Source organism: Streptomyces sp. MBT65, from assembly GCF_016612545.1.
Lineage (GTDB): Bacteria > Actinomycetota > Actinomycetes > Streptomycetales > Streptomycetaceae > Streptomyces.
The window spans coordinates 17,660-42,925 of sequence record NZ_JAENRY010000035.1 but is presented as its reverse complement, the minus strand read 5'-3'; the positions used below and the strand labels follow the sequence as shown (position 1 = coordinate 42,925).

Genomic DNA, 25,266 nt, shown 5'->3' with positions numbered 1-25,266 from the left:
CGAGATCGCCTTCCTCCTAGTCGGACTGGTCACCTTCGGCGCCGCTCTCGTCACCGTCACGACCAAGCAGCTGGTGCACGCCGCCCTGTGGCTGGTGGTGACCCTCGGCGGTCTCGCCGTCGAATACCTCCTCCTCACCGCTGAGTTCATCGCCTGGGTGCAGGTCCTCATCTATGTCGGTTCCGTCGTCGTGCTCCTTCTCTTCGGTCTGATGCTCACGAAGGCCCCCATCGGCCGCTCGCCGGACGCCGACTCCGGCAACCGCTGGGCCCGGCCCTGGTCTGGGTCGTCGTCGACGCCTTCCGCGCGACCTGGATGGACCTGGACGGTCCGGCCGCCGGCTCGACCGCGGTGACCGGTGCGAGCCTGTTCCAGAACTGGGTCCTCCCCTTCGAGGCCCTCTCCGTGCTTCTCCTCGCGGCCCTGGTCGGCGCGATCGTCCTGTCCCGCAAGACGAAGTCGGAGTTGAGCTCTCCCCCTCTGAACTCCCGAGGTGCGGGCGGTAGTTCCCCATCCGTCCCTGATTACCGTAATCACACCTTCGGGCGAAATGGTCGGTCTCAAGGCAACGATCCGGCCGAGCGGACCACCCCGACCGAGCGGAACGACTCGGCGAAGCGGAACGACTCGACCAAGCGGACCACCCCCACCGAACAGACCACTGCCACTGAACACACCAGCGCCACCGACCAGCCCACCCCCACCGAACAGAAGGGAGCCCGCTGATGCACCTCGTCTATCCCGCCGTGCTCGCCGCCCTCCTCTTCTGTACGGGCATCTACGGCGTCCTCGCCCGCCGCAACGCGATCCTCGTCCTGATGTCGGTCGAGCTGATGCTCAACGCCGTCAACCTGAACCTCGTCGCCTTCGACGTCTGGCTCAGCCGGACCGCCGAGGAGAAGCTGCACTCCGGCCAGGCCCTGACCCTGTTCACCATCGCCATCGCCGCCGCGGAGATCGGCATCGGCCTGGCGATCGTCCTCGCCGTCTACCGAGCCCGCGGCACCTCGGACATCGACAAGCTCCGCGACACCGCCGAGGGCCACGAACCCGACGGCCCCGACAGCGACCCCGCCGGCAGCGACCGCACCGAGCCCCCCGCGGCCGAGAAGGCTGAGGCCACCGCGTGACCACGACCACCCTCGCCGTCCTCGTCCCCCTTCTCCCGTTCCTGGGCGCCGCGGCCGGCCTGCTCCTCGGCCGTACCGCCCCCGGCTTCGTCCGCCCGCTCGCCGTCCTGCCGACGCTCGCCGCACTCGCGCTGGCCGCGATCGTCGCCGTACGGCAGGGGGGTGACGCGGCCATCGACTCCGTCACCGAACTCACGCCCACCGGCTCGGTCCCCGTCGAACTCGCCCTGCACATCGACGGGTTCGCCGCCCTCGTCGCCGTTCTGGTCACCTTCGTCGCCACCTGTGTGCAGATCTACTCGACGGGCTATCTGCGCGACGACCCGCGCTACCCCTCGTACGCCGCGCTCGTCTCCCTCTTCACCTCCGCGATGCTCCTCGTCGTCTACTCCGGCGACCTGATCGTGCTGCTGGTCGGCTGGGAAGTGATGGGCATCTGCTCCTACTTCCTCGTCGGCCACTACTGGGAGACCCCGGAGGCCCGCGCCGCCTCCATGAAGGCCTTCCTCGTCACCAAGCTCGGCGATGTCCCCTTCCTGATCGGCCTGTTCGCGCTCGCCACCGACGCCGGGTCCTTCCGCGTCACCAAGATCCTCAGCACCGTCGCGAGCGGCGGACTGCACCACCCGACGCTGATCGCGCTGCTGCTCCTGGCCGGCGTGGCGGGCAAGTCGGCGCAGTTCCCGCTGCACACCTGGCTTCCCGACGCGATGGCGGGCCCCACCCCCGTCTCCGCGCTGATCCACGCCGCGACGATGGTCGCCGCCGGTGTCTACTTCGTCGCGCGTCTCCTCCCGGTCTTCGAGGCCTCCTCGGCCGCGATGGTCGTCCTCGCCGCCATGGCCGCCGTGACGATGGCCGGCTCGGGTCTCGCCGCGCTCGCCCAGGACGACATCAAACGCGTCCTCGCCTACTCGACGATCGGTCAACTCGGCTATATGACCGGCGCCCTCGCCGTCGGCGACCGCGGTGCCGCCGTCTTCCACCTCCTGTCCCACGGCGCCTTCAAGGCGCTGCTCTTCCTCGCGGCAGGCGTGATCATCCACGCCTCCGGCACCAACTCCCTGGCCGCCATGTCCCGCATGGGCAACCTGCGCGCCCGCGTCCCCGACGCCTTCTGGACGATGACCGTGGCGCTCCTCGCGCTCGCCGCGATCCCGCCGTTCAGCGGCTTCTTCTCCAAGGAGTCCGTCCTCGGCGCCGCCGAACACGCGGCCACCGAGCACACCTCGCACATCCCCGGCGCCGCGGGCTGGATCGTCCTCGTCGCCGGTCTGCTCACGGCCCTGCTCACCGCCGCGTACGCGACCCGCCTGTGGCTGCTCGCCTTCCACGGCAAGGGAGTCGATGCCCCCGACCACGGCAGGCAGCCGGTGGCGATGAACGCCGTGCTGTGGGTGCTCGCCGTCCCGTCCCTCGCCCTCGGCGGGCTCGCGTACCGCGTGCTGCCCGACTGGTTCGACGGCCGCGACCTCACCCCGACGCTCACCACATCCGTCCTCGGTACGGGCGTCGCGCTCGTCGGCGGCATCGTCACCTACGGAGCCTGGCGGCACACCACCGCGCTCGCGGCCCGCACACCGATGGGCGCGGTCGCGGCCCACCCGGAGGGCGACGCCGGACTCGTCGAGGCCGAGGCCATCGCGAGCCACACGGCCGCCTACGGAGACGTGGCCTCGGCACCCGACCCGGCGGACCCGGGCCGTCTCCTGCTCGGCCCGCTGCACCGCCACGCGGCCACCGGCTTCCACCTGGACGCCGTGTACGCGGCCCTGTTCGTCCGCCCGGTGCTGGCGGCGGCGAGTCTCGTCCGGTTCCTCGACCGCGAGGTCGTCGACACCTACGTACGCGGCGCGGGCACCCTGCCCCGCCTCGCCGGAGCCGCCGTACGGCGCGCCCAGACCGGCAATCTCCAGACCTATGTGAGCGCGCTGCTCGCCGGCACCGTCGTCCTGACGGTCGCCGTCCTCCTCGTCGCCACGGGAGCGTGAGCAGGCGTGATCGATATCAACGAGTCCGTGATGCAGGTCCTTCTGGCGTTCGTCGTCGTCGGCCCGCTCCTCGGCGCCGTCACCGCTCTGCTGCCCGCCCCGCCCGGGCTGAAGGGGAAGTCGCCCGAGCAGGCCGTACTACGGCACGGCGTCACCGTGACCGGCGTGATCCTCGTCGCCGCGATCGTCCTCGCGCTCGGCTTCGACCACGACCATCCGTCGAAGATGCAGGCCACGACCGACATCAGCTGGATCCCCGCACTCGACGTTCGCATCCACCTCGGCATCGACGGCATCTCCCTCCCCCTCCTGGTCCTGACCGCGCTGCTGACCTTCCTCTGCGCGCTCTACTCCTACTTCAAGATGCCGTCGGGCCCGTCCCCGAAGGCATTCGTCGCCCTGATCCTCGTCCTGGAGTCCGGCACCCTCGCCACCTTCGCCGTCCTCGACCTGATCCTCTTCTTCCTCGCCTTCGAGACCGTCCTCATCCCGATGTACTTCCTCATCGCCCGCTGGGGCGGTGCCCAACGCACCCAGGCCGCCTGGAAGTTCATCCTCTTCACGCTGCTCGGCTCCGTCGTCATGCTGCTCGGCCTGCTCCTGATCGGAATCAAGGCGGGCACATTCGACATGGTGGCACTCGCCACTGACAACGGCCGGTCGCTGACCACATCCGTGCAGGTCATCGCCGTTCTCGCGGTCGGGATCGGGCTCGCGGTCAAGACGCCGATGTGGCCGCTGCACAGCTGGCTGCCCGACGCCCACACCGCCGCCCCGACCGTCGGCTCGGTCCTGCTGGCCGGCGTGATGCTGAAGATGGGCACGTACGGGTTCGTCCGCATCCTGCTGCCGATCGCACCGGACGGCATGCACACCTTCGCGCCGTACCTCGCCGCCTTCGCCGTCGTCGGGATCATCTACGGCTCCCTGGCCTGCCTAGCTCTCGCGAAACAGGGCGCGAAGGGCGACCTCAAGCGCCTCATCGCGTACTCCTCCGTCGGCCACATGGGCTTCGTCCTGCTCGGCATCTCGACGATGACCCCGACCGGCGTGAACGGCGCTCTCTTCGCCAACATCGCCCACGGCCTCATCACCGGCCTGCTGTTCTTCCTCGTCGGCGCCCTCAAGGACCGCACGGGCACGACCGACCTGGACACCCTGGCCGAGGAGACCGGAGCCGCCCTCTACGACAAGGCACCACGCCTCGGCGGCCTGCTCGCCTTCGCCGCCGTCGCCTCGCTCGGACTCCCCGGACTCGCCGGATTCTGGGGCGAGATGCTCGCCCTGTTCGGCGCGTTCAAGCCCGCCGCCGACCTCAGCCGCCCCGCGTTCCTCACCTTCATGGCGATCGCGGCCTTCGGCACCCTGCTGACCGCCGCCTACATGCTCGCCGTGGTCCGCCGTGTCTGCATGGGTGCCGTCGCGCAGGAAGCGCCGAAGCTCGCCGACGTCCAGACGTACGAGTTCGCCGCCTGGACCCCGCTCGTCGCCCTCACCGTCGCCGCAGGCCTGTGGCCGAAGGCACTCCTCGGCCTGACCGACCCGGCCGTCCAGCAGCTCCTCGCAGGAGGCACCCGATGAGCGCCCCGGCCCAGCCTCTCGCGGATTCGATGATCCAGTCCGTCGACTGGCTCGCGATCGCACCACCCACCATCACAGCGGTCGTCGGCCTGGTCGTCCTCGTCGCCGACCTGTTCCTCCAGGACGCCAAGAAGGCACTCCTGGGCTGGGTCTCGGTCGCGGGCCTGGCTGCCTCCGCGCTCATGCTGCTGCCCCTCCTGGACGGCGACCGCGCCACCTTCTGCCTCACCGGCGACGCGACCGCCTGCAGCTATACGGCGGACCGCTTCACCCTGGTCATCCAATTCCTGGTGCTCGGCGGCGCCCTCCTCGCGGCCCTCCTGTCGATCACCACCCTGAAGGACGCCGACAAGGGACTCCCCGAAGGGGAGTACTGGTTCCTGCTGCTGTCCTCCGCCGCGGGCGCCGCCCTCCTGCCCGCCTCCCGCGACCTCGCGACCCTGATCGTCGCCCTGGAGGTCGCCTCCCTGCCCGCCTTCGCCCTCGTCGGCATCCGGCACGGCGACAGGAAGTCCGCCGAAGCTGCCCTCAAGTTCTTCCTGTCCTCGGTCACCGCGACCGCGGTCAGCCTGATGGGCGTCAGCTTCGTCTACGCCACCACAGGCACCCTGTACCTGACCCGGATCGCCGACCGCATCCAGCACGTCGACGGCCAGTTCCACACCCTGGCCCAGACCGGCGTCGTCCTCACTCTCATCGGTTTCGCCTTCAAGACGGCAGCCGTCCCCTTCCACTTCTGGGTACCCGACACCTACGTAGGGGCGCCCCTCCCGATCGCCGCCTACTTGTCGGTGGTCGGCAAGGCGGTCGGCTTCTCCGGCCTGATCCTCGTCACCGTCGTCGCCTTCCCGTCGTACGCCGACGTGTGGGGCCCCGCACTCGCCGCGCTGGCCGCCCTCACCATGACGGTCGGCAACCTGGGTGCCCTGCGCCAACAGGCCACGCGCGCGTACAGCGCCGTACGACTGCTCGCCTGGTCCTCGGTCGGACAGGCCGGCTACCTCCTGGTGCCGATCGCCGCCGCCGCGTACTCCGAGGACGCCCAGAAGTCGATCGGCTCCACCGTCGCCTACGCCCTCATGTACGCGGCCGTGAACCTCGGCGCCTTCGCGGTGGCCGCCCTGGTGGGTCGTAACAGAGCTCTCAACCGGATCAGCGACTACCGCGGCCTGTACGCGTCCAACCCGCTGGCCGCCCTGCTCCTGGCCTTCTTCCTGCTGTGCCTGGCAGGGCTGCCGCCGGGTGTCATCGGGCTCTTCGCGAAGGTCACCGTGTTCTCGGCGGCCGTCGACGCGGGTCTGGGCTGGCTGGCCGTCGTCATGGCCGTCAACGTGGTGATCGCGCTCTTCTACTACCTCCAGTGGACGGCCCTGCTGTTCCGCGCCCCCGAGGGCGAGCACGGCAAGCATCGCGTCCCCGCGCCCCTCACCGCAGCGATCGCCCTCACCGGCGCCCTCGGGATCGCCCTCTCCGGAGCACCCCAACTGGTCCTGCGCTTCGTCGACACCGGACTCTTCTGAGCCACCGGCACATACCACCGTCCTCACCCGGACGGCCCACCCCCGTCGCCGCACGCACAAGGGAACTAGAGCCCCCCGCCTGGCGTTGACCAGTACGGGAGGGTCCACTGGACGTGACACCACGACACCGGTGGCATCAGAGATCAGCAAGCAAAGGGTTCCCCTGCTGCACGATTTGGAGGGCGTACCGTGCACCGCCGGCACAACGGGCTCAGGACCGCAGTTCTCCTCGGGGGACTGTCCGCACTCATCATCGTCATCGGCAGCTTCTTCGGCCGCATGGGGCTTGTCGTAGCGGTCGTGATCGCGCTGGGCACGAACGCATACGCGTACTGGAACAGCGACAAACTGGCGCTACGCGCGATGCGCGCCCGCCCGGTGAGCGAGTTCGAGGCCCCGGCCCTGTACCGGATGGTCCGCGACCTCTCCACCCAGGCCCGCCAACCCATGCCGCGCCTGTACATCTCGCCCACGGAGGCCCCCAACGCCTTCGCGACGGGCCGCAACCCGCGCAACGCCGCGGTGTGCTGCACGGAAGGCATCCTGCGCATCCTGGACGAGCGCGAGCTGCGTGGCGTCATCGGCCACGAGCTGAGCCATGTCTACAACCGTGACATCCTGATCTCGTCGGTCGCCGGTGCCCTCGCCTCGGTGATCATGTTCCTGGTCAACTTCGCCTGGCTGATCCCGATCGGCCGCTCGAACGACGACGACGGCCCCGGCATCCTGGGCATGCTGCTGATCATGATCCTGGGCCCCCTCGCCGCCACCCTCATCCAGTTGGCCATCAGCCGCTCCAGGGAGTACGAGGCGGACGCGTCCGGCGCCCAGCTCACCGGAGACCCCCTCGCCCTCGCGAGCGCGCTGCGCAAGCTCGACGCCGGCACCAAGCAGCTTCCGCTGCCCCCGGAGCCCCGCATCGAGACCGCGAGCCACATGATGATCGCGAACCCCTTCCGCCCGGGCCAGGGACTCTCCAAGATGTTCTCGACACACCCGCCGATGGCGGAGCGCATCGCCCGGCTCGAGAAGATGGCAGGTCGCCCTCAGTGAAAACCATCCTGAACGTCATTTGGCTCGTCCTGAGCGGCTTCTGGCTGTTCCTCGGGTACCTCTTCGCGGGCGCGCTGTTGTGCATCACGATCATCGGCATTCCGTTCGGGATCGTTCTTCTGCGTGCAGCATCGCGCTCGGGTCGACTCGCCCTTCGATAACCATCGTGGGCAGCAGTTCGGGCTCAGGCAGGGGTACACGCTCCACCTCCGCCAGGGCGGCATTCACGCGGGCCCAAGTGCCATCGGACTTCCAGGTGTTGAAGTGCTTCGAGGCTTGAATCGTGGCGCCGGTCTCCTTGATCACATTGGGCCACGACTTGCCGGTTCGCGCCTTGTAGAAGATGGCGTCCACGGACCGGCGAACGGTCCCCATGCGTCCTGGCGGGAGCAGGGGAGCGACCTTGGCCCAATCGTCGTCCGAGAGTGATGTAGCCGGCACACCGAGGCCTGCATCTGTGTACCAGGCCCGCACTGTGCAGGGGACGCCGCCTCGACGCCCGGCGGGGACCGGTCCCGTGATCGTGACCCTCAGCTCCAGCATGGACAGAATGGCCGCGCGCTGCTCCGGTTCCATGTCGGGAAACGAGTTCTGCGCCATGTTCGCGAGTGCCCTCAGGTCCCGTGCGCGGCGGTCCGACTCCTCCATCTCGGCCAGCCATTCGGCAGCTTCGTCGCGCAGGTTCTGGAGCTGTTGAAGTTCTTCGTTCAGAACCGTTGTCGCCGCCTCAACGGCTTCAGCAGACTTGCTCTGTTTGGCCGTTGCCACGATCACAGCCGTGATCGATGCGTTCATGCCTTCGATCTGCTGATCCAAGTCCGTGATTCGGTCGGCCAGAGCGGACTTGTCCCCCTCCGCCATGCCGATCCATTCGGCGGCCAGCTCTTGGAGTTTTTCGCTGTCGCTCGCGATCTCAGTGACGTTCTTCCAGACGTGCGCTTCAAGCGCGTCTGCATCGATATATGAGCAGCCGCAGGACTTTTGGCTGGGGTCTCGGGGTGCGTTGCCTGCGCATCGGTAGTGTCGGGCGGTTTCCCGTTCGGCGGCACGGCTGATCCCTGTGTAGGCCTTCCCGCAAAGGCTGGTTACTCGACTACTGAGAGGGTAGAACTCGCGCTGCCCGCTGCTCTGCTTCGCTGTCTCGGACACCTTCCGTCGCAGTTCCGCACTCTGTTCATCGGTCAGGATCCGAGGCAGTTCGATCCTGATGGACTCGCCCCACATGGGATTGCCGTCATCGCCGGTCTTGGCGTGCTTGCCGCGAAAGACGGTCACGCCATCGAGAACGGCCGTTGACATGATCCGATCGCGAAGGTTGTCACGGGTCCACGCCCTGCCTGAACGGGCCGTGATCCCCTCCGCGTTGAGGCGAATGGTGGTTTTGCGGAGGTTCAGCCCTTCGCCGACCACAAGCTCGTACACATACAGGATGACCTTGGCCTCAGCCTGGTCCTTCACCAGGTACGAGCCGGGCGTGCCCTTGTTGGCAATGCGGTAGCCGTAGGGAGGTCGCCCACCGATGTGTGCGGCCTCGGTCAGTTCGGCCTTCTCCTGCAACCCGCCCTGAGTACGGTCGCGGATGGTTTCCCACTCGGTCTCGGCGTAGTCGGCGTCACGGCGCATCTTCTTGCGCCCCTCGGACGTGGTGTTGTCGTAGTCATCGGCAACAACCGCGACGTAGACGCCGATGTCTTCAAGTGCCCAGACCCACCGCCAGAAGGCGCGCCCCTTGCGACCGATGACGCGTGCGTCCGGCACGACCACGATGTCGAAGGGGCGGGGAGTCTGCTGCGCGGCCTCCATCAGACGCTTCAGATCTCCACGGTCCGCCGCTTCAAGGGAGCCGGAGACCCCTTCGTCCTTGTAGTTGGCGACATGCGTCCACTGTTTGAGCGCGATGTGGCGGAGGGTCTTCTTGCTCTGCCGGGCAACGCCGTAACCCTTTTTCTGCTCTTCCGTGGATACCCGGAGGTAGTCGACGGCGCGCAGCGTGTGTGTGCTCGTAGCCCGCGCAGCCGTCTCGATGGTTGAAGACAGGGGTGTGCTTACATTGGACATGTCGACTCCCAATCAGTCGGCCAGCCCCGGGGCGGTTCCAGCCGCTGCCGGGGCGTTTGTGTCAACTTCCAGGCTATCTGAGGAATATGACGCACCGTCGGGTTTCCTAGGATTTCTGCGATGTGCCTGCGGTCCGAACAGAATCCGTAGGAGCAAAGTGCGCTCAGCCGGGGACAGGGACTTGTCGGGGGTCCAGACGACCTTGGTGTCCGGCACTACGCCCACCCCCATTCAGGCGGTGCCTCCCGCCGCAACTCTCGGCTGATGGCCAGGTCTTCTGCGATGCCTGCGGCAAGGAGCGCGGCGCCGGGGGAGTGACCGGAGCCGATGTAGCGCCAATGGGCATCCGTGATCGCCTCGGACGGGGTGTTGTGACCGACGTGTTCGGCGCGGTCGGCTCGCAGAGCCGCGTATGTCGTCGAGTAGGCACGGGACTTGGTCAGAATGTGGCCCCTGTAGCCGAGCGTGTGGGACCAGGCACGTAGATGCAGAGGCGCGTACTCGGATAGGCCTCCGAGGCGCCAGCAGGTGCGCATCAGAGTGCGAACGTGGTCGGTGACGCGGGCAGCGGCGATGTCTGACCAGGTGGTGAGTCGGTAGTCCGTGCCAGCGCCGGTTTCGCCCGCGCCTTTGGTGACGTACTTCGCTACGTACGCCGCTACGGCGTCATCGTCGGGTCCGTCACCGTTGGCGCGCAGTGCGCGTGCGTCGACCTGGGCACCCCAGTGGAGGGCGAGTTCACCAACACTGGGGCTGTAAGGGGTGTGCACTACGACGCGTCGGGCGGAGGCCTGTACGGCGGTGGCGATGAGTTCGGCTGTGCCCCAGGCCGGGGGCTTATCGTCCGGTCCGTTCGGGCCGTCGAGGCGGATGACGGCATGGACGTGGACGGCAGCCCGTTTCTGGTACTCGGCGACTCGGGCGAAGGACAGTCGGGCGTGATCGGCGAAGTGGGACTGTACGAGGCCGGCCGAGGAGGCCAGACGCCGCCGGACGTCGATGGCGAACCGGTCCCACAGCTTGGAGGCATGTGCGTGCCACATGACATGGGCGGTGTAGTCGTAGCAGTCGGGGCACAGCGGTTGGCCGACGACCGGCGAGTCCGAGGTGTGGACGTCGCCGCAGCCGAGGAGGCGCCCGTGTTCGCAGGTTCCGCCGTCGCGGCGGGGGCGGCATCGGTCCCCGGCGCGGTGGACGGGCCCGAAGGACGGGGCGGTCAGGGTGATGAAGAGGCGGGGCCGGTTGCGGATCGTGGCGGGGATGTTCTTGCCGCCGAGGAGGCCTGCGCGGATCAGGTGGTAGGTGTCGCCGGCGTGGAGGCGGGAGCAGGGGGCGCAGATGGTTGCGCGTCGGTTGCGGCAGCGGACGAGGAGGCGTTCGCCGGGTTCGGTGCGGGTGTCGTAGTGGTGGAGGATCTCGCCGGTGGTGCTGTCCAGGGTGGTGGTGGAGCCGGAGAGGTGGACGGGGTGGGAGCAGCCGCCGGTTGCGGTGATCTGCTCCAACCAGCGAGGGAAATTCGGGTCTTGGGCGATGCGGAGTGCGTCGCGGTCTGCTTCGGGTATCTGGCGCAGGCGCGCCGCGCGGTCGAGGACGGCGCGCCTGTCAGCCGGGGTGAACTCCGGGGTGATGGTGGTGACCTTCCGGGGTGGGCCGCCGTAGCGGCACTGTGGGTGGTTGGTGGCGTGGTGTCGGTCATGGGGATCACGTCCTTCTGGGTTGGTCGTGCGGGTGGGTCAGCGGATGGTTCCGGTGCCCCGGCAGACGCGGCAGCGGCGCAGTCGTCCGGTCCAGGTCCTGCGGGCTCCGTCGCCCTTGCAGAACGGGCATCTCACGCGAGACATGGGCATGGTGGTGGGTCCCTTCTGCTCAGGTGTGGGAGAAGCCGCTGATCAGCCAGATCACGAGGCCGTGGATGGTGAACACCACGGGCGTCTGGCCGAGGTAGACCCCGAAGAGGCCGACGCACACCGCCTCCCAGGCCCGCACGTCGCGGGAGCGGACGAGGAGGACGGTGATGATCCCGAAGATCACCGCGAACGTGAACGCCGTACCCTCACTGATCACATCTCCGGTCACTTCACGTCTCCTTCCAGCGCCGCAAGGGCACGGTCGAGGGCGGGCAGTTCGGGGGTCATGCCGGAGTACTTGCGGGCCGTCGACACGGCCTCTTGCGTCGAGGTCAGGTGGGAGCGGGCGCGGCTCCAGCCGCCGTCTGGGCCCGTGCACACGGCCACGCCCCGTTCGTCCGCCGTGATCGTCTGGGCTACGGCCACGGCGTCCTTGTTGAGATCCCCGAGGGTCATTTCGGCGGTGCCGGGGTCGTTGACGCGGTGGCAGATCCGGCCGCCGAGCTGGGCGCGTAGGGCGGTGACGCCGGGGCCGAGGTCGGAGCCGACACGTTGGCCGGCGACGACCAGGTGCAGGCCGAGCGCGGCCCCGAGCTGACCCAGCCGCAACAGGAGCGTCGAGCACTGCTCAGCCTCCGCCTTGCTCTCACGAGTCCCGTCCGAGAGGTACAGCTCTGCGATCTCGTCGACGATCACGACCACGGGTATCGGACGGAGCTTGTCGGGCAGTTCCCAGATCGAGCGCACGCCAGCCACCCGGCAGGCACTCATGCGGTCTTGCATGTCGACGACGAGCGCGGACAGGATGGCGACCGCTTCCCGTCGGCACGTTGCCAGCGCGGTCAACCGGGCGGTGAACAGGCCGAGTTCCATGCCGCCCTTGCAGTCGATGCCGACCAGGGCGACGGGTTGGGTGGCGAGTTGGGTGATGAGCCGGGCCAGCAGGGTGGACTTGCCGGAGCGGGTGGCCCCGGTGATCAGCCAGTGCGGCACGAGGCGCAGGTTCATCACCCACGCGCCGCCGGACTCCAATGCGCCGATGAGCGCGGACAGCAACTCGGCCGGGGCGGTGGCTAAACCGGGGCGGTGAAGCGGATCGCTGGCCATGGCGGTCAGCAGGACGAGTCCGCGTTCGGGGGAGGTGACCCGTACGGCGTGGACTCTCCACGCGTGTACGAGTGCTTCCGCCGCCTTGATGTACGTCATCGGGGTCTGGCCCGCGTGCAGCCGCACCGTCACGCTCAGCCCCATGCGGGTAGCCCGCGGGAACGAGCACCTCGGAGCCACCGGACGTAGCGGATCACCCTTGACGATCAGGTGCCCCACCAACGTCCGGGCCGGAAGCTTCGACACGGACAGGTCGTTGAGCAGGGCGACCCGCCGCCAGGTGAACAGCACTCGCCACGCGGTGACCGGGTACCCGACGAGGTACCAGTGCCAGGCCGGCCGGTGCCGGCGCACCAGGTCGCCGACGACCAGCAGCCAGGCCAGCACGGCCAGGGCGAAGACGAGCAGGATCGGTCCCATCACGCGTCACCGCCCTTCACGTGCGCCGCCGGAGTGCCGTGCACGGGCGTGATGGCATCCGCTCGGAAGCTGACGCCGTGCCGGTCGCCCATCGACCACATGAACGCGGTCAGCCCGGTCACGCGGACGACCTGTCCTTCCTGGATGCCTTTCGGTTCGCCGCTGACGGCGATCTCGATGACGGAGATGCGGCGTCCGTCCTGCCGGACGGTGACGGCGACGGTGTAAACCGCGTTGCCGTCCCGGTCCTTCTTCACCTCCTGCGTCTCGAAGTTGCTGATCTTCGTTTCCGGGGCGATGGCGCACCGCAGTACGCCCAGTCGCGCCGTGTCCACGGGAATGGACTGCATGATCTTTGGCCTCCTTGGCCAGTCGGGACGCCCGACATATTCAGACGTCACTTGTCCTTACGAGTTATGACTATGAGGATCTGTACGGCGAGTGCGCAAGTACTTATGCTGACGAGTGATGTCGCGCGTGCGACGTGACTATGACCTCGACCCGGAGGAGCCGCCATGTCGGAGATCCAGCGCCCCGGAGCCCTCTACCAGCAGGTCGCCGCCGCGATCCGCGAAGCGATCCTGTCCGGCGAGTTCGCCCCGGATGCGATGCTGCCGTCCGAGGCCCAGCTCATGACCCGCTACGGGGTGTCCCGCCCCACCGTCCGCAACGCCATTGCAACGCTGCGCGCGGAAGGACTGATCGATGTCCGGCACGGCAAGGGCAGCTTCGTGCGGACGGACGGACAGCCCGCACTCACCCTCGAACGCCGCATCAGCCACAGCAGCGAGGGCAAGTTCGTGATGCCCAACGGCGACATCTGGCAGGAGGCCGAGGAGCCGAGCACCTACCGGACTCACACGACGAAGGACACCGGCCGCCTCCTGCAACTCGGAGAGGAGGAAGCCCTGTTCGGCTGTGACCGGCTGCTTACCGACCCTGCCACCGGAACGCGTGCCATGCACCGCACGCTGATCCCGTTCGAGGTCGCCGAGGCCGTCCCGCTGCTCGGCAAGGAGCCGTGCAAGCCTCCGGCAGCGATCTACTGGGTTCTCACCCAGGCCGGCCACAAGCTGTCGTGGACCGAGACGGTGCGCGCCCACATGCCGCTGCCCGACGAGCGCACCACGCTCCAGCTCCCGGATGCGACCCCGATCCTGCACGTGACCCGCACCGCGCACGGCGTCGACGAGCGCCCGCTGTTGCTCGAAGAGCTGCGCGTGGGTGCGGACCGTGCCGAACTCGCCTACCGGATCACCGCCGACAAACAGCCCACCCGACGCACCCGCACCTGACCTCAACCGGCGATCGGTCGAAACAGTCTTCACTTCCTCAAGGGCGCGCCTGCGGCGCGCCGGGGCGCCCGGCCGCCCCGGCCGGGCGTGCGGCGTGGCCGCCGGTCCCGTCCGGTCGGCCCACGCCCCGCACGGCAGCACGCCGCAGGAAGCAACGATTCCAACGGCCTTCATGGGCTGGGGCGTCGGGGGCTGGGGGTCGCCGGGTGTCGAGACTTTAGGCAGCTCCCATGGGGCGAGCCTCGAAGAACAGGGGGCCGATCGGGCTGAACGCGGGCAGGCTCCAAGAGACTGCCCGATCCGCTGGCGAGCGTAAGGCCCCCTGTTCACTCGCCCCATGGCAGCTACCGCCCAAAGTCTCAACACCCGGCGACGTGCCCACGTACCGCGCTCACCAGCAAGACGGCGCGTCACCGCACACCGCCGTCGCCGTCCGCCTCCAGGAGAGCGGCGAGCCGGTTCACCGCACCCGACCAGCCCGCCACCCGCACCACACCGCGCCCCTCCTCATTGGTCGAGGCGACGGCCCGCAGTTCGGACAGCTCGAACCCGGCGCCGAGCAACGCCCGGTTCAACCGATCAGCAACTTCCCGGACCTCACGCCACCCCTGCACATAGTCGACGTCTGTCACCCACAGACCGGAGTCCATGCCGTCGACACCCAGCCCATCTCTCAGCCAGTCCTCACCCGCGCCAGTCACCGCGTCCACCTCAGCCCCTCTTGGTTGACGGTTCGTCAACTCTCTTGTTTTCAGGGCCAGAAGCGACGCAGCGCAGCGGCCCCGGTACCATCAGGCACCGGGGACCGCTGCGTCCCCTGCCGGGCCACCCTTCGCTTTCCACGGCTGACGGGGTGGCCCGGTTTCGGTCTTAAGTTGTGAAGCGCGGCCCCTCATTCGGGAGGGGAGCTCCCGGGGGTTCCGAGGAGCCGCGCTCCGTGGCCGAAGGGGTCAGACTTCGGCCGGGTCCGGGCCGCTGCCCACTCCCGATCGCGAGGGAGTGAATCAAGAGGCGGTGGCCCGGCATCTTTCAGGCCGAGTTCTCAGCCCACAGCCGGTCGAGGTCCAGGCGGCACCACACGGTCTTGCCGCCTCTGTCTTGCGGGGACCACCACACTGCGTCGGCCAGGCGCTGAACGATCAGCAGCCCGCGTCCCCGGTCCGGCAGCAGCGCTTCGGAGAAGTCGCCGGCGAGATCCGGCGAGACGAACTCACCCGCCGCAAGCTCAGGCGGAGTCGAGTCCTCATCCGCGACACCGATCACGAGCACCTCGGGCCACGTCATCAGCGACACGTCGATTCGCCGGGCGGCACCAGGAATCGCCCTGGAGTTATCTGGCACCGCGTGGTGTACGACGTTGCCGACCAGCTCCGACACGATGAGCTGCGAGTCCTCGACCGCGTGCCCCAACTTCCAGGTCCGGAGGTAGGACCCCACCATGTCGCGGGCCGCTTTGCCGCAATCCGGCGATTCGGCGAAGAGCGTCATCGCTCGGAAATGTCCGGTGGTCGGGTCGTACGGCGAGCGACGTGGAGCACCTGTCGTCGAGGCGTTCGCCGAGTGTTTGCTGTGCTGCACGTCCACCGCGTTCCCTCCCGAGCACTGCGGGGCCTTTTGGCCTCCGATCTGTGCCGACCAGTGAACGACCCAGGCCGCGCCGCCGGGAGCGTCCACCAGGGGGTTCACGTGAACACCGGCAAATGCAAAGGGGGTTCGCTATTGAACCCCCCAGGGCGTTACTCCTGTGACACGATGAATACTCGCCGTCATTCTCGGGTTGGCAGGGGAGCATGAGCCGAGAGCCAAACGCGCAGTTGATCGCGGTCATGGACGAAGCGAAGGTCTCGAACAAGGGCCTTGCGAAGCGCATGACAGACGAGGGCGCCCAACGTGGCATGGCGCTGGGAACGACGCATGTTGCCGTGAAGCGCTGGCGAGAAGGCGCAGGCATCAGGCCGCAGACAGCCGCCCTCATGGCAGACGTTCTCTCGAACAAGCTCCGCCGCCGCATCACCCCGGGCGATCTCGGCTTCTTCGACCACACCAAGTCGACGGCCCCCGAGCCTGTCGGCTACCCGAGCACGGTGCCCGACGTCCTGTCTGTGCTCGACGGACTCACCCACGAGCACGCCGACGCCCCCGCTTCGGACTCACTGGCCGTCGCGGACGCCGACCTCAACTCCGCAGTCCTGTCATGGATGATCGCGCGCCCCGACGGCATCGAGGCCGACAGACCCGATCACCGACGCATCGGAATGCGCGACGTCCGCGCGATCAGAGAAGCCGCCGGCCTGTTCATGCAACTCGACTTCAAGTACGGCGGAGGCCACGGCCACAAGGCACTCCGCCACTACTTCCGCGAAGACGTGTTGCCGCTGCTGAACGCGAGCTACAGCGAGAAAGTCGGCACCTCGTTATTCGGAGCAGCCGCCGAGATCTCCCAGCTGCTCGCATGGACCGCCTACGACGTCGGCAACCACCGACTCGCCCACCGCTACCTGACCTCAACACTGCGCCTGTCCCAGGTCATCGACGACCGCATGTTCGGCGCCCGCATCCTCGGCAACCTCAGCCACCAGGCCAACTACCTGGGCAACCACGCCCAAGCCATCCAGCTTTCCCGCGCCGCAGTCGAGAGCGCCAAAGGCCGGGCAACTCCCCGCGTCATGGCTCTCAGTTCCGCGATGGAGGCCCGCGCCCTGTCCAACGCGGGTCACCCCAGTGCGGCCGGGCGCGCCATGAACGAGGCCGAGCGCTACTTCGAGCGTGCCGACACCGCCGAAGACCCGGCCTGGATCAGCTACTTCGACCCCGCAGAACTGATGGGCGAACTCTGCCACTGCTTCCGCGACCTCAAAATGCGCCGAGACGCGGTCACCCAGGCCCAGCGCGCCGTGGACAGCACCGACCCCAAGTACGCCCGAACCCTGGGCTTCTGCCGCATGGTGCTCGCCCAAAGCCAGCTACTCAACGGCGAGTTGGAAGCCGCCGTTACTACTGCGAGCCTCGCAGTCGACGGCGGCGACTCCCTCCAGTCCAACCGCTTCCAGCGCTACGTAACCGACTTCCAGAACGAAGTCAGCGTGCACGCGGCGAACCCCACGGTGGCAGCCTTCAACGAGAAGGTGCTTGACGCGCTCAACCGCCTGGACGAGGACGACGACTAGCCGCTACCAGGGCCGCCAGTCCCGAGGCCCATCGTCATCACGCAGACCAGCGATACGCCGGCGGTACTCGGCCGCCGTCCCCTCGTCCTCCTGCACGTTCTGCATCAGCCATGTCGTCATGCCGAACTCTTGGATGCCCCGCAGCGTCTTGTACCCGCCCCAGTCGTACAGATCACGCCCGTACGCGCCCACGAAGTCGGCGTACTGCTCATCGGTCTGCCACCCAAGGCTGTAGTGCTCCACAGACGTGACCATCAGATCCCACTCAGGATGGTCGTAACAGAAGGCCTCGAAGTCGATCAGGATCACGCGCCCCTGATCGTCGACCATGAGGTTCTGCACATGAGCGTCCCCATGCACCGGCCCCTTAGGAGTGTCGAACTTCAACTCGGCGTACTTGTAATGGAGTTCTCGCCACTGTTTCCGCAAAAAGACTTTGTCATCGTCCGGGATCACCGCCCGGTCGAGCCGCAGCGCCTGCTTGTCAAAAGGATCGAACGACGGGAGCACAAGCCCCTCCGGCACGGTCAGCGAGTGCAGATCCCGCAGGACCCCGCCCAACTCGCCATACGTCGCCTTGCGATCACCTTGAAGGATCAGATGCCAGAAGGTCACGGGGTGGCCATCGATCAAGAACGGTTGCTCCAGATCCTCGATGATCCGAGCGGACGGGAACCCTTCCCCTGCCAGCCACTGCGACACGGACACCTCGGTGCGAGCCGTAGGCAGCCACTCCTCCCCCCGAGCCACGCGCACGATCACCGGTACGGACGCCAACCGAAACAGCGCATTCTCCCCGAGACGGATCAACTCCGCCCCTCTGCCATCGAGCCCCGCAGCCCGGCACGCGGCAACCATCACCCGCGTAGCCCTCGCCGACGTGAACCCCTCTTCCGTGCGAGCAGCGTCAACCGCCATGCCCGTACCAGCTCCCCTAGTCGCGCGCGATCAACCAGCGCCCGCCCATGGGTGACCAACCCGGCGAACGCTAGACACGTCTGAGACGGTACCCATCAGAGCAGGTACGAGACGAGGCCTGGCTGCGTGTGTAGAGCAGATCCGGCATATAGAAGGTGGTGAGGGTGCACAGCGTAACGAAGTCGATAGCCCTAGCGACCTGATGGCGCTGCAGGTGCCTGGCGTCCATGGCACATCCTGGAGCTTCGCTTGACGCTGAAGTGGGCATCTAGAAGACAGATCCTTACCCGTCGTGTCGGCGCTCCGGCCTGGATTAACCGCGTAACTCGTTAGTTGATCAGTGCAGCCGTTATCGAAGGGAGCCTGGAACATTGAAAGAAGAGGTTTTGGATGGTCCGAATCTCTGCGCGATGCAACAGAGCTCGGCTACGTTGTACCAAATATGGCTACTGGCGCCATAGCTAGCAGCCAAGCGACTGAACGCTTAAAACGTCAGCGCAGAAAACGTGGCGAATTATTGACGCAAGCTTGATCTTTAGGAGACCGGAATTGCAGTCATATGTAGTGACTTATGAATTGGATGACGAAACTTTGGTGCAATTCGAGATTGAGCCCTCGGATGAATTTCAGCCGGTGAGCTCTAATCAGATTGTTTCCCGAGTGAAAGATGCGGTTCGTCCTGCCGTGGACGCAGCTAATGCAGTACTAGGCTGTCTCGCGGAAGCGAAGCCGGACGAAGTTGAAGTGAAGTTTGGGATTAAAGTTAGCGGTACTGCAAATTGGCTGGTCGCAAGAGCTGCAACAGAGGCAAATTTTGAAATTACACTGACCTGGCACAGCAGTGAATCTGCTGATAGTGGAGCGAGCTCCTCGTGATTAACGTCCCGCCCGATAAAACGGCGCCGGATTCGCTGTGGTGTGCAGCAATTCACGATAGTGCGAATGATAGAAGCCCCAAAGGGTCTGGAGTCGCCGTAGACTCAACCCGTGTGCTTACTTGCAGACATGTTGTCGAAAGCAATTATGCCGCAGGTCATGAAATCTGGGTTGCCTTCCCACATGCGTGGGAGGTAATGGGAGATCGTATACTTGTAAGAGAGGTTGTATTCCCGCCCGAGGATAAAAACGAAGACGTAGCTATGTTGCATCTAGAGCAAGCCATTCCTGACGAAGTCGTGGCCCAGTTGCGTTGCCCGCTACGAGGCCACCTCCGCGAAACATCATGGTGGTCCTATGGATTTCCGCGAAGGCTGCCATGGGAAGGGAATTCGTCGTCAGGAACGATAGGAGAGGAACTCGGTTACGGTTCGTTGCGGTTGGATACGGAATCTCCGTTTCCAGTAGAGCCCGGCTATAGCGGCGCGGGACTTTGGTCGCCAGCCTATGGTGCGGTTGTTGGCATAATCGGAAAGGCCAGCTCCGGCACAGGAACAGCCACAGCGCTTTCTCTCTCTTGGATCGACCATTGTTTTGGTGAAAGAGAGAAGATACGCGCGCTAGCCGACCGTTGGAGAGTGCAGGATGCTGGCGCTGAGGCGCTTTCCGCCTGGGGATGGTCTCTGGAAAGCGATCCTGAAGCGGGCAGGCACTGGCGTCCCAGGGCGCGTGGTGTCAGCATCGACAGTGAGCGCGGATTCCGCTTCAGAGGTCGTTCTGCAGCCTTGACCGAAATTGTAAATTGGATTTCCCGCTCGGACGAACGGCGGACGCTGGTTGTAACAGGATCTCCCGGCGTTGGAAAGTCTGCAGTTTTGGGAAGAATCGTAACAACTGCAGATCGGATCATCTCGGCCTCCCTTCCCCCCGAGGACGACGCCATTCGCGCGCCCGTTGGGTCAATTGCTTGCGCTGTTCACGCTAAGGGGAAAACGGCGCTAGAAGTAGCCAGCGAAATCGCAAAGGCTGCATCGGCTGCCCTACCTCAGTATCCCGAAGATCTTGCGCCAAATCTTCGAGAAGAATTGTCGAAACGCGGCGGACGTCAGTTCAATATTGTAATTGACGCCTTGGATGAGGCCACAAGTCCCGAAGAAGCGCGGACCATAGTTACTCGGATCCTGCAACCGCTGACAGAAACGTGTGCAGACATTGGTGTTAGAGCAGTGGCGGGGAGTCGATTGCGTGACGCCTCGGGAGAAATTGTTGCCATTTTCGGTTCTGCGGCACATGTTATCGATCTAGATGATTCCACCTATTTCGAATTGGGCGACTTGAGTGCTTATTCTCAAGCCACGCTGCAGCTCTATGGGGACGAACGTGTTGACAATCCTTATAACAACGACGATGTAGCTGCACCTGTGGCCTACCGCATTGCCGAATTGGCAGAGGGGAACTTTCTCGTTGCAGGATTGGTCGCACGAACTCACGGCCTACATGATCGGCGTCCAATTTCAGCAGGTCAAGTTTCCTTTACCCCGACAGTCGAGGCCGCGCTACGATCGTACCTCCAACGTCTTCCTGCCTTGAGGGGAGTTTCCTCGAATGAGATCATGACGGCGCTCGCCTATTCTGATGCCCCCGGTTTCACGGCTTCCTTGTGGAGCAGCGCCATTTTTGCATTGACAGGAGTAGAGCTAGCAGAACAACAGTTGCGTATATTCGCTCGTGGCTCTGCGGCAAATTTCCTGATCGAAACAACGGATCTTGCCCAGGTGGGCTCTTACCGACTCTTTCACCAGGCCCTTAACGATGCATTGGTGGAGGATCGCTCCCGCGCGGCTGATGAGCGGTCGCTAGCCCAGGCTTTCATTACTATTGGGCGCCGGCTGGGATGGGGAAACTGCCCTGAGTACTTGCTGCGCTCTGTATCCGGTCATGCTTCACGCGGTGGTCTATTGGACGATCTCCTAACGGATGACACGTATCTGTTGCATGCAGATTTGCACCGTCTTATCCCACTGGCTGACTTTCACTCAACGGTAAGAACTCGTCCACGGGCTCGCATGCTACGGAAGACTCCCCATGCCTTGCCCGCGTCTCCTGATCTCCGAGTAGCTCTTTTTAGCGTCAGCGAGGCTGAGGAGAAATTGGGGACCAGCTACCGAGACTTGCCTCACGATGCTCCTTATCGCGCCCTGTGGTCGACAGTGCTACCTACGCCTGAGCGTGCCGTCTTCGAGGGCCACACCGACGTGATTAACGCATTGTTCACCGTGGAAATTGATGGACGTGAATTTCTCGCTAGCGCAAGTGCAGACAGCACTATCCGCCTTTGGGATCCGGATACTGGTCATCCTCATCGAGTCCTGGAAGGCCACAGCGGAGCTGTCAGTGCGGCATGCGTAATCCATGTCGGTAACCGGAACTACATTGTGACTTCAGACGGGGGGAATGCTTACACCTACCGGTTTGGAGATGATGCAGAACTGAATGTCGGTTCGGTACGCATGTGGGACCCCGTGAGCGGGGCGCTATACGAGAATGTGGAAAGTGAAGCCTCGGAGGTGTCCGTACTCTGCAGTTTACCCGTGCGAGGTCGCGAATTCTTGGTGTACTCCGGTGGCGGCGGCCTGTTGAAGTTGTGGGATCCGGTGGCCCATTCTATCTATTCAGTATTGGATCAGCAGAGTGAGTGGGTGACGCAGGTTTGCGCTGTGAACGTGGGAGGTCGATGGAACCTTGTCAGTTCGGGTAATGATGGCCTGGTTAAAATCTGGGATCCGGAGAATGGTGAACTCGTTAGGACCGTGGAGATTGAGTCGGCTGGTGGATTGCTACCAGTTGAAGCAAACCGTAAGCCTCTTCTGGCTAGCTTGGGGCAAGTGGTAGCAATTTGGGATCCCCTCACCGGTGAGACGCTGCATGAGTTGGGTGAATTGGATGTGGAAGGGATTTTTGCGGTTCGCCTCGGTGATCGGGATTTTCTGGCAACTATCCACGGGAATCCTGATATTAATGGTGTTGTTCAATTGTGGGATCCCGTGGATGGTACGTCGCGATTGAAACTTGCTGGGCATTCCAGCCGAATCACTGCCGTATGCGCGGTACGCGCGAACGAGGAAGACCTTCTAGCTGTTGCCGACAGCGGGGAAGATTTCTACGCAACCTATGGCACCGTAAGGTTGTGGAATCCCATTACAGGTATTCCTGAGGGTGCGTCGGAAGTCCAGGAAGAGCACATTAACGCACTCTGCTCGGTTAGAGTGGACGGGGAAGAGTGTGTTGCGGCAGCTGCGGAAGAGGGGTGGATTGCTCTCCGGAACGCATCAACTGGGCGGATCGAGCGACTGTTTAACGACGTGGCTCGTGCACCGGTTGCACTATGCGGAGTGCAAATCGAAGAGCGTAACCTCCTTGCTGTGGCAGATGATTACATGTGCCTTCTAGATCCGGAGGATGGCCGTACCGTATTTCGGTGGAAGAACCATCGAGCGATTCGTGCCATGTGTAGCGTCAATGTGAAGGGTCAGGATCTTCTCGCTATTGCTGACGGGGAAGTAACCCTTAGAGGCCCTAGGACTGGGAGGTTGAAGTATGTAATGCCGACTGGTGCTGCCTTGGTTACGTCGATCTGTCGCATTCGAGTAGGAAACTCGGATGTCCTTGTCACCTCCGCAGATAACGATTCCATGAGACTGTGGACTCCGGGTGTCGATGCCGTTGGCCCTCCTAAGTCTCCAGCTTCTCGCGTGACAACAATATGCGCGCTCCAGACCGGTCAGAATGCACTTATAGCCACGGCTGGCGATGATCGTATTGTGCGTATTTGGGATCCGCGAACAGCTCACGCGTTTTTTGAAATCCCCGTATATCGGCCAGCAGTCGCGCTATCGCAAGTAGGGGAGAATCTTCTGGTGGGGCTCGATACGGGACTGCTTGCTCTACGACTTAATGTTGCAAATCTGGATTAATGCCTTCGCGGGCTGAAAGCGTTAGCGGTCGACACCTGGACCACGATAGGGGTTGTGCCGTGAGGCCTGGAGAGCCTGTGCTGAGCCCTTCGGCTTAGACTTAGCCTTCTTGAGATTTATGTTTAATTCCTGCCGAACCTCTGATCGGTTGGAACCACCTCGCGCCCCAACGGCATAAGCGAAATCGGGATGAGCTTCAGGTTGGCCCATCCGAACGGGATGCCGATGATCGACAGGAACAGCGGGATGCTCGTGATCAGATGCGCGAGAGCCAGCCACCACCCCGCGAAGATCACCCAGATCACGTTGCCGATGAACGACGGCGCACCGGCATCCGGTCGCTCTACAGTGGTCCGGCCGAACGGCCACAGCACGTAGCCCGCGATACGCAGCGACGCAATGCCGAACGGGATGGTGACGATCAAGATGAAGCACACCAGCGCGGCGACGGTGTACGCCAGCGCCATCCAGATGCCGCAGAAGATCAGCCACAGGATGTTCAGCAGCAGGTTGAACAGCTTCATGATCGGTACCTCTCCAGGTCTCTCTGCCGGCACTGCCTGCCAAGACAAGTATCAGCCGGTCACGCCTTCAGGCGGAACCGCAACGGCCTTGTCGCGTGATCGGGAACGTTCGGAGACGATCCCGTTCGGCATCGCCGCGTTCCGTATCGGCGTCTACGCCCTGTGGCCCTTCGGGTACACGACGGTCGAGCGCCGGGACGCGGGCGCCCCCTCGTGCGTCGGCAACGTCCTGTGGTTGGTCCTCGCGGGCTGGTGGCTGGCACTCGCGCACATCGTTACCGGTATCGCCATGTGCATCACGATCATCGGCATTCCGTTCGGCATCGCCAACTTCAAGCTGATCCCCGTCTCGCTGTTCCCCCTGGGCCGCGAAATCGTGCCCACGGACCAGCCGTTCGCGACCCGCTGACGAAGCGCGGGGGCCCTGCGCGGGAGATGTAGGAACCGTACGGCTGCCCGCCGGCAGGGCGAGCTGCGAACAGGCCGACGCTCGGCTCACGACCAGCAGGTTTTCCACAACCGCCGGGTTGTCCACAGGCCGGCCCGACTGTCAGTGGCGGGCGGCACTATGAACCCATGACCGAGAACGAGCAGCAACTGCTGACACGGGTGGCCGCCGAGGCCCGCAACACCCGCCCGTGGGGCTGGACTTCACTCCCCGCCCCGGTGGACGAGGCCACGGTGACCCGCGCCGAGGCCGCCCTGGGCTTCCGTCTGCCCCCGCTGCTCGCGGCGCTCTACTCGCGCATAGGAGACGGCGGATTCGGCCCGGAGTACGGCCTGTTGCCCCTCCTCGACAACCCACCGGCCGGCGAGCCCGCCGCCGTCACGCAGTACCTCGCCAACCGCGCGAGCGGACAACAGGACCCCGACTGGCCCTGGCCCGAGGGCGTCCTGCCGATATCCCACTGGGGCTGCGCGATGTACGCGTGCGTGGACTGCCGAACCCCGCAGGCCACGGTCCTCCTCTACGAGCCGAACGCCGACGAGGCCGACCACGCGTGGTACGTCGACGCGCCCAGCCTCGCCGACTGGCTGCGCTCCTGGCTCGACGGCACGGGCTGGTACGAGGACCACGAAGGCGACGCCGAGCCGACGCCGTGGACGGACTTCCGCATACGCACGACGGCACAGGCATCCTGAGCGGCTCGGCTCGGCTCGGGTTTCGACTCCGGCACCGGCACCGACTCCGGATCCGGCACCGGCACTGGCTCCCGCACCGATCACCACCAGGGCACCCGCCCACCACCCACCGCTCACCACCACCGCGCCCGCCACCGATGCCTGCAACCACCACACGCATCCGTGACGTCCTGTTCATCGACACGGCAGAACATGCAGCGAGAGGCCGTGCGCAAGGGCCAACGAACACAGCCTGTCCGGGCGGAATTCACAGCTCCGGGTCAGTGCAAGCACAGCGTGAGAGGGCAGGTTCACGGCATGGGCATCATCAGCTGGATCATCCTGGGACTGTTGGCCGGAGCCATCGCCAAATTCCTGCTGCCGGGCCGCGACCCGGGCGGCTTCATCGGTACGACCGTCATCGGCATCGCGGGCGCGTTCATCGGCGGCTGGATCTCGGCCCGCTGGCTGGACCACCCGGTCGCCAAGAACTTCTACGACGGTGCCACCTGGGCCTCGGCGATAGGCGGCGCGCTGGTTCTCCTGATCGCCTACCGCATCTTCTTCGGCAACTCGCGCAACTAGGGCCCTGTCCGGCGGATCATGCCGCCGCGTCGCGCCCGGCGGCAGCCGCTGGTGTCAACGTCTCCGCCGCCTCGCAGCCGTACGCACCGGACCCAGAG

Annotated in this window: 21 protein-coding genes and 3 pseudogenes; 15 read left to right on the top strand and 9 right to left on the bottom strand. The window is 65.3% G+C overall.

The features are described from left to right. The 7 genes and pseudogenes from JHN63_RS52540 to JHN63_RS52535 all read left to right on the top strand — a co-directional run. A pseudogene (locus JHN63_RS52540) lies at nucleotides 1–501 on the top strand (NADH-quinone oxidoreductase subunit J); the annotation flags it as partial. A gap of 224 nt (nucleotides 502–725) precedes the next feature. Continuing rightward, nucleotides 726–1,130, top strand: coding sequence for an NADH-quinone oxidoreductase subunit NuoK (gene nuoK / locus JHN63_RS10860; protein WP_200679162.1), 405 nt, complete (start codon nucleotides 726–728; stop codon nucleotides 1,128–1,130). Next, entirely contained in the window at nucleotides 1,127–3,121 is a 1,995-nt protein-coding gene (locus JHN63_RS10855; protein WP_200679160.1) for an NADH-quinone oxidoreductase subunit L, read from the top strand. The genes nuoK and JHN63_RS10855 overlap by 4 nt, the downstream gene beginning before the upstream one ends. Before the next feature lie 6 nt (nucleotides 3,122–3,127). Then, entirely contained in the window at nucleotides 3,128–4,702 is a 1,575-nt protein-coding gene (locus JHN63_RS10850; RefSeq protein WP_200679158.1) for a NuoM family protein, read from the top strand. Then, nucleotides 4,699–6,222, top strand: coding sequence for an NADH-quinone oxidoreductase subunit N (locus JHN63_RS10845; RefSeq protein WP_200679156.1), 1,524 nt, complete (start codon nucleotides 4,699–4,701; stop codon nucleotides 6,220–6,222). The genes JHN63_RS10850 and JHN63_RS10845 overlap by 4 nt, the downstream gene beginning before the upstream one ends. Nucleotides 6,223–6,411: 189 nt before the next feature. Further along, the gene (gene htpX, locus JHN63_RS10840) at nucleotides 6,412–7,275 is read left to right on the top strand and encodes a zinc metalloprotease HtpX (protein ID WP_200679154.1); all 864 of its coding nucleotides are present in this window, start codon (nucleotides 6,412–6,414) and stop codon (nucleotides 7,273–7,275) included. Next, a pseudogene (locus JHN63_RS52535) lies at nucleotides 7,272–7,400 on the top strand (YccF domain-containing protein); the annotation flags it as partial. The gene htpX and the pseudogene JHN63_RS52535, both read left to right, overlap by 4 nt. Here the strand turns inward: JHN63_RS52535 and JHN63_RS10830 are convergent. From JHN63_RS10830 to JHN63_RS10810, 5 genes are all read right to left on the bottom strand, one after another. Beyond that, nucleotides 7,366–9,333: a recombinase family protein gene (locus JHN63_RS10830; protein WP_200679152.1), complete on the bottom strand. Its 1,968-nt coding sequence runs from the start codon at nucleotides 9,331–9,333 to the stop codon at nucleotides 7,366–7,368. The pseudogene JHN63_RS52535 and the gene JHN63_RS10830 overlap by 35 nt on opposite strands. A 215-nt stretch (nucleotides 9,334–9,548) precedes the next feature. Then, a complete protein-coding gene (locus JHN63_RS10825; RefSeq protein ID WP_200679169.1) occupies nucleotides 9,549–10,904 on the bottom strand; it encodes a replication initiator in 1,356 nt (451 codons plus the stop codon). A gap of 295 nt (nucleotides 10,905–11,199) precedes the next feature. Then, nucleotides 11,200–11,397 (bottom strand): hypothetical protein, encoded by a 198-nt coding sequence (locus JHN63_RS10820; protein WP_200679167.1) that lies wholly within the window; start codon nucleotides 11,395–11,397, stop codon nucleotides 11,200–11,202. Between the two features lie 8 nt (nucleotides 11,398–11,405). Next, nucleotides 11,406–12,707: an FtsK/SpoIIIE domain-containing protein gene (locus JHN63_RS10815; RefSeq protein ID WP_200679165.1), complete on the bottom strand. Its 1,302-nt coding sequence runs from the start codon at nucleotides 12,705–12,707 to the stop codon at nucleotides 11,406–11,408. Then, entirely contained in the window at nucleotides 12,707–13,057 is a 351-nt protein-coding gene (locus JHN63_RS10810) for a hypothetical protein (protein ID WP_200679151.1), read from the bottom strand. The genes JHN63_RS10815 and JHN63_RS10810 overlap by 1 nt, the downstream gene beginning before the upstream one ends. A gap of 165 nt (nucleotides 13,058–13,222) precedes the next feature. Here JHN63_RS10810 and JHN63_RS10805 point away from each other — a divergent pair, with 165 nt between their 5' ends. Beyond that, nucleotides 13,223–14,002, top strand: coding sequence for a GntR family transcriptional regulator (locus tag JHN63_RS10805; protein ID WP_200679150.1), 780 nt, complete (start codon nucleotides 13,223–13,225; stop codon nucleotides 14,000–14,002). A gap of 410 nt (nucleotides 14,003–14,412) precedes the next feature. Here the strand turns inward: JHN63_RS10805 and JHN63_RS10800 are convergent, their stop codons facing one another. Then, nucleotides 14,413–14,703 carry a hypothetical protein gene (locus JHN63_RS10800; RefSeq protein WP_200679149.1) on the bottom strand — a complete coding sequence of 97 codons (291 nt, stop codon included), beginning with the start codon at nucleotides 14,701–14,703 and terminating at the stop codon, nucleotides 14,413–14,415. A 328-nt stretch (nucleotides 14,704–15,031) separates the two neighbouring features. Continuing rightward, nucleotides 15,032–15,586, bottom strand: a complete 555-nt coding sequence (locus JHN63_RS10795) for an ATP-binding protein (RefSeq protein ID WP_200679148.1) — start codon at nucleotides 15,584–15,586, stop codon at nucleotides 15,032–15,034. Nucleotides 15,587–15,792: 206 nt separating this feature from the next. Here JHN63_RS10795 and JHN63_RS10790 point away from each other — a divergent pair, with 206 nt between their 5' ends. After that, on the top strand, nucleotides 15,793–17,169 hold the full coding sequence (locus JHN63_RS10790; RefSeq protein WP_200679147.1) for a sporulation protein: 1,377 nt from the start codon (nucleotides 15,793–15,795) through the stop codon (nucleotides 17,167–17,169). Nucleotides 17,170–17,172: 3 nt separating this feature from the next. On the opposite strand, the gene JHN63_RS10785 is transcribed toward JHN63_RS10790, so the two are convergent. Further along, a complete protein-coding gene (locus tag JHN63_RS10785) occupies nucleotides 17,173–18,087 on the bottom strand; it encodes an aminoglycoside phosphotransferase family protein (RefSeq protein WP_200679146.1) in 915 nt (304 codons plus the stop codon). 549 nt (nucleotides 18,088–18,636) lie between these two features. Here JHN63_RS10785 and JHN63_RS10780 point away from each other — a divergent pair. The 3 genes and pseudogenes from JHN63_RS10780 (at nucleotide 18,637) to JHN63_RS10775 (ending at nucleotide 22,937) form a co-directional block, all read left to right on the top strand. Continuing rightward, nucleotides 18,637–18,963, top strand: a complete 327-nt coding sequence (locus tag JHN63_RS10780; RefSeq protein WP_200679145.1) for a CU044_2847 family protein — start codon at nucleotides 18,637–18,639, stop codon at nucleotides 18,961–18,963. After that, a pseudogene (locus tag JHN63_RS54595) lies at nucleotides 18,960–19,478 on the top strand (trypsin-like peptidase domain-containing protein); the annotation flags it as partial. The gene JHN63_RS10780 and the pseudogene JHN63_RS54595, both read left to right, overlap by 4 nt. A gap of 270 nt (nucleotides 19,479–19,748) precedes the next feature. Further along, the gene (locus tag JHN63_RS10775; RefSeq protein WP_234476422.1) at nucleotides 19,749–22,937 is read left to right on the top strand and encodes a hypothetical protein; all 3,189 of its coding nucleotides are present in this window, start codon (nucleotides 19,749–19,751) and stop codon (nucleotides 22,935–22,937) included. Between the two features lie 122 nt (nucleotides 22,938–23,059). On the opposite strand, the gene JHN63_RS10770 is transcribed toward JHN63_RS10775, so the two are convergent. Further along, nucleotides 23,060–23,461 (bottom strand): YccF domain-containing protein, encoded by a 402-nt coding sequence (locus JHN63_RS10770; RefSeq protein ID WP_200679142.1) that lies wholly within the window; start codon nucleotides 23,459–23,461, stop codon nucleotides 23,060–23,062. Nucleotides 23,462–23,549: 88 nt separating this feature from the next. Here JHN63_RS10770 and JHN63_RS10765 point away from each other — a divergent pair, with 88 nt between their 5' ends. The 3 genes from JHN63_RS10765 (at nucleotide 23,550) to JHN63_RS10755 (ending at nucleotide 25,168) form a co-directional block, all read left to right on the top strand. Further along, nucleotides 23,550–23,870: a YccF domain-containing protein gene (locus JHN63_RS10765; protein WP_200679140.1), complete on the top strand. Its 321-nt coding sequence runs from the start codon at nucleotides 23,550–23,552 to the stop codon at nucleotides 23,868–23,870. Nucleotides 23,871–24,037: 167 nt separating this feature from the next. Continuing rightward, nucleotides 24,038–24,604 (top strand): SMI1/KNR4 family protein, encoded by a 567-nt coding sequence (locus JHN63_RS10760; protein ID WP_200679138.1) that lies wholly within the window; start codon nucleotides 24,038–24,040, stop codon nucleotides 24,602–24,604. Nucleotides 24,605–24,901: 297 nt separating this feature from the next. Continuing rightward, nucleotides 24,902–25,168, top strand: a complete 267-nt coding sequence (locus tag JHN63_RS10755; protein WP_200679136.1) for a GlsB/YeaQ/YmgE family stress response membrane protein — start codon at nucleotides 24,902–24,904, stop codon at nucleotides 25,166–25,168. The last annotated feature ends 98 nt before the right edge of the window (nucleotides 25,169–25,266 follow it).

Excerpts from the sequence above, each read along its gene's own strand:
- nuoK (WP_200679162.1), top strand. The coding sequence starts at position 726 with ATGCACCTCGTCTATCCCGCCGTGCTCGCCGCCCTCCTCTTCTGTACG.
- JHN63_RS10845 (WP_200679156.1), top strand. The coding sequence starts at position 4,699 with ATGAGCGCCCCGGCCCAGCCTCTCGCGGATTCGATGATCCAGTCCGTC.
- JHN63_RS10830 (WP_200679152.1), bottom strand. The coding sequence starts at position 9,333 with ATGTCCAATGTAAGCACACCCCTGTCTTCAACCATCGAGACGGCTGCG.
- JHN63_RS10815 (WP_200679165.1), bottom strand. The coding sequence starts at position 12,707 with ATGGGACCGATCCTGCTCGTCTTCGCCCTGGCCGTGCTGGCCTGGCTG.
- JHN63_RS10810 (WP_200679151.1), bottom strand. The coding sequence starts at position 13,057 with ATGCAGTCCATTCCCGTGGACACGGCGCGACTGGGCGTACTGCGGTGC.
- JHN63_RS10805 (WP_200679150.1), top strand. The coding sequence starts at position 13,223 with ATGTCGGAGATCCAGCGCCCCGGAGCCCTCTACCAGCAGGTCGCCGCC.
- JHN63_RS10790 (WP_200679147.1), top strand. The coding sequence starts at position 15,793 with ATGAGCCGAGAGCCAAACGCGCAGTTGATCGCGGTCATGGACGAAGCG.
- JHN63_RS10785 (WP_200679146.1), bottom strand. The coding sequence starts at position 18,087 with ATGGCGGTTGACGCTGCTCGCACGGAAGAGGGGTTCACGTCGGCGAGG.
- JHN63_RS10770 (WP_200679142.1), bottom strand. The coding sequence starts at position 23,461 with ATGAAGCTGTTCAACCTGCTGCTGAACATCCTGTGGCTGATCTTCTGC.
- JHN63_RS10760 (WP_200679138.1), top strand. The coding sequence starts at position 24,038 with ATGACCGAGAACGAGCAGCAACTGCTGACACGGGTGGCCGCCGAGGCC.
- JHN63_RS10755 (WP_200679136.1), top strand. The coding sequence starts at position 24,902 with ATGGGCATCATCAGCTGGATCATCCTGGGACTGTTGGCCGGAGCCATC.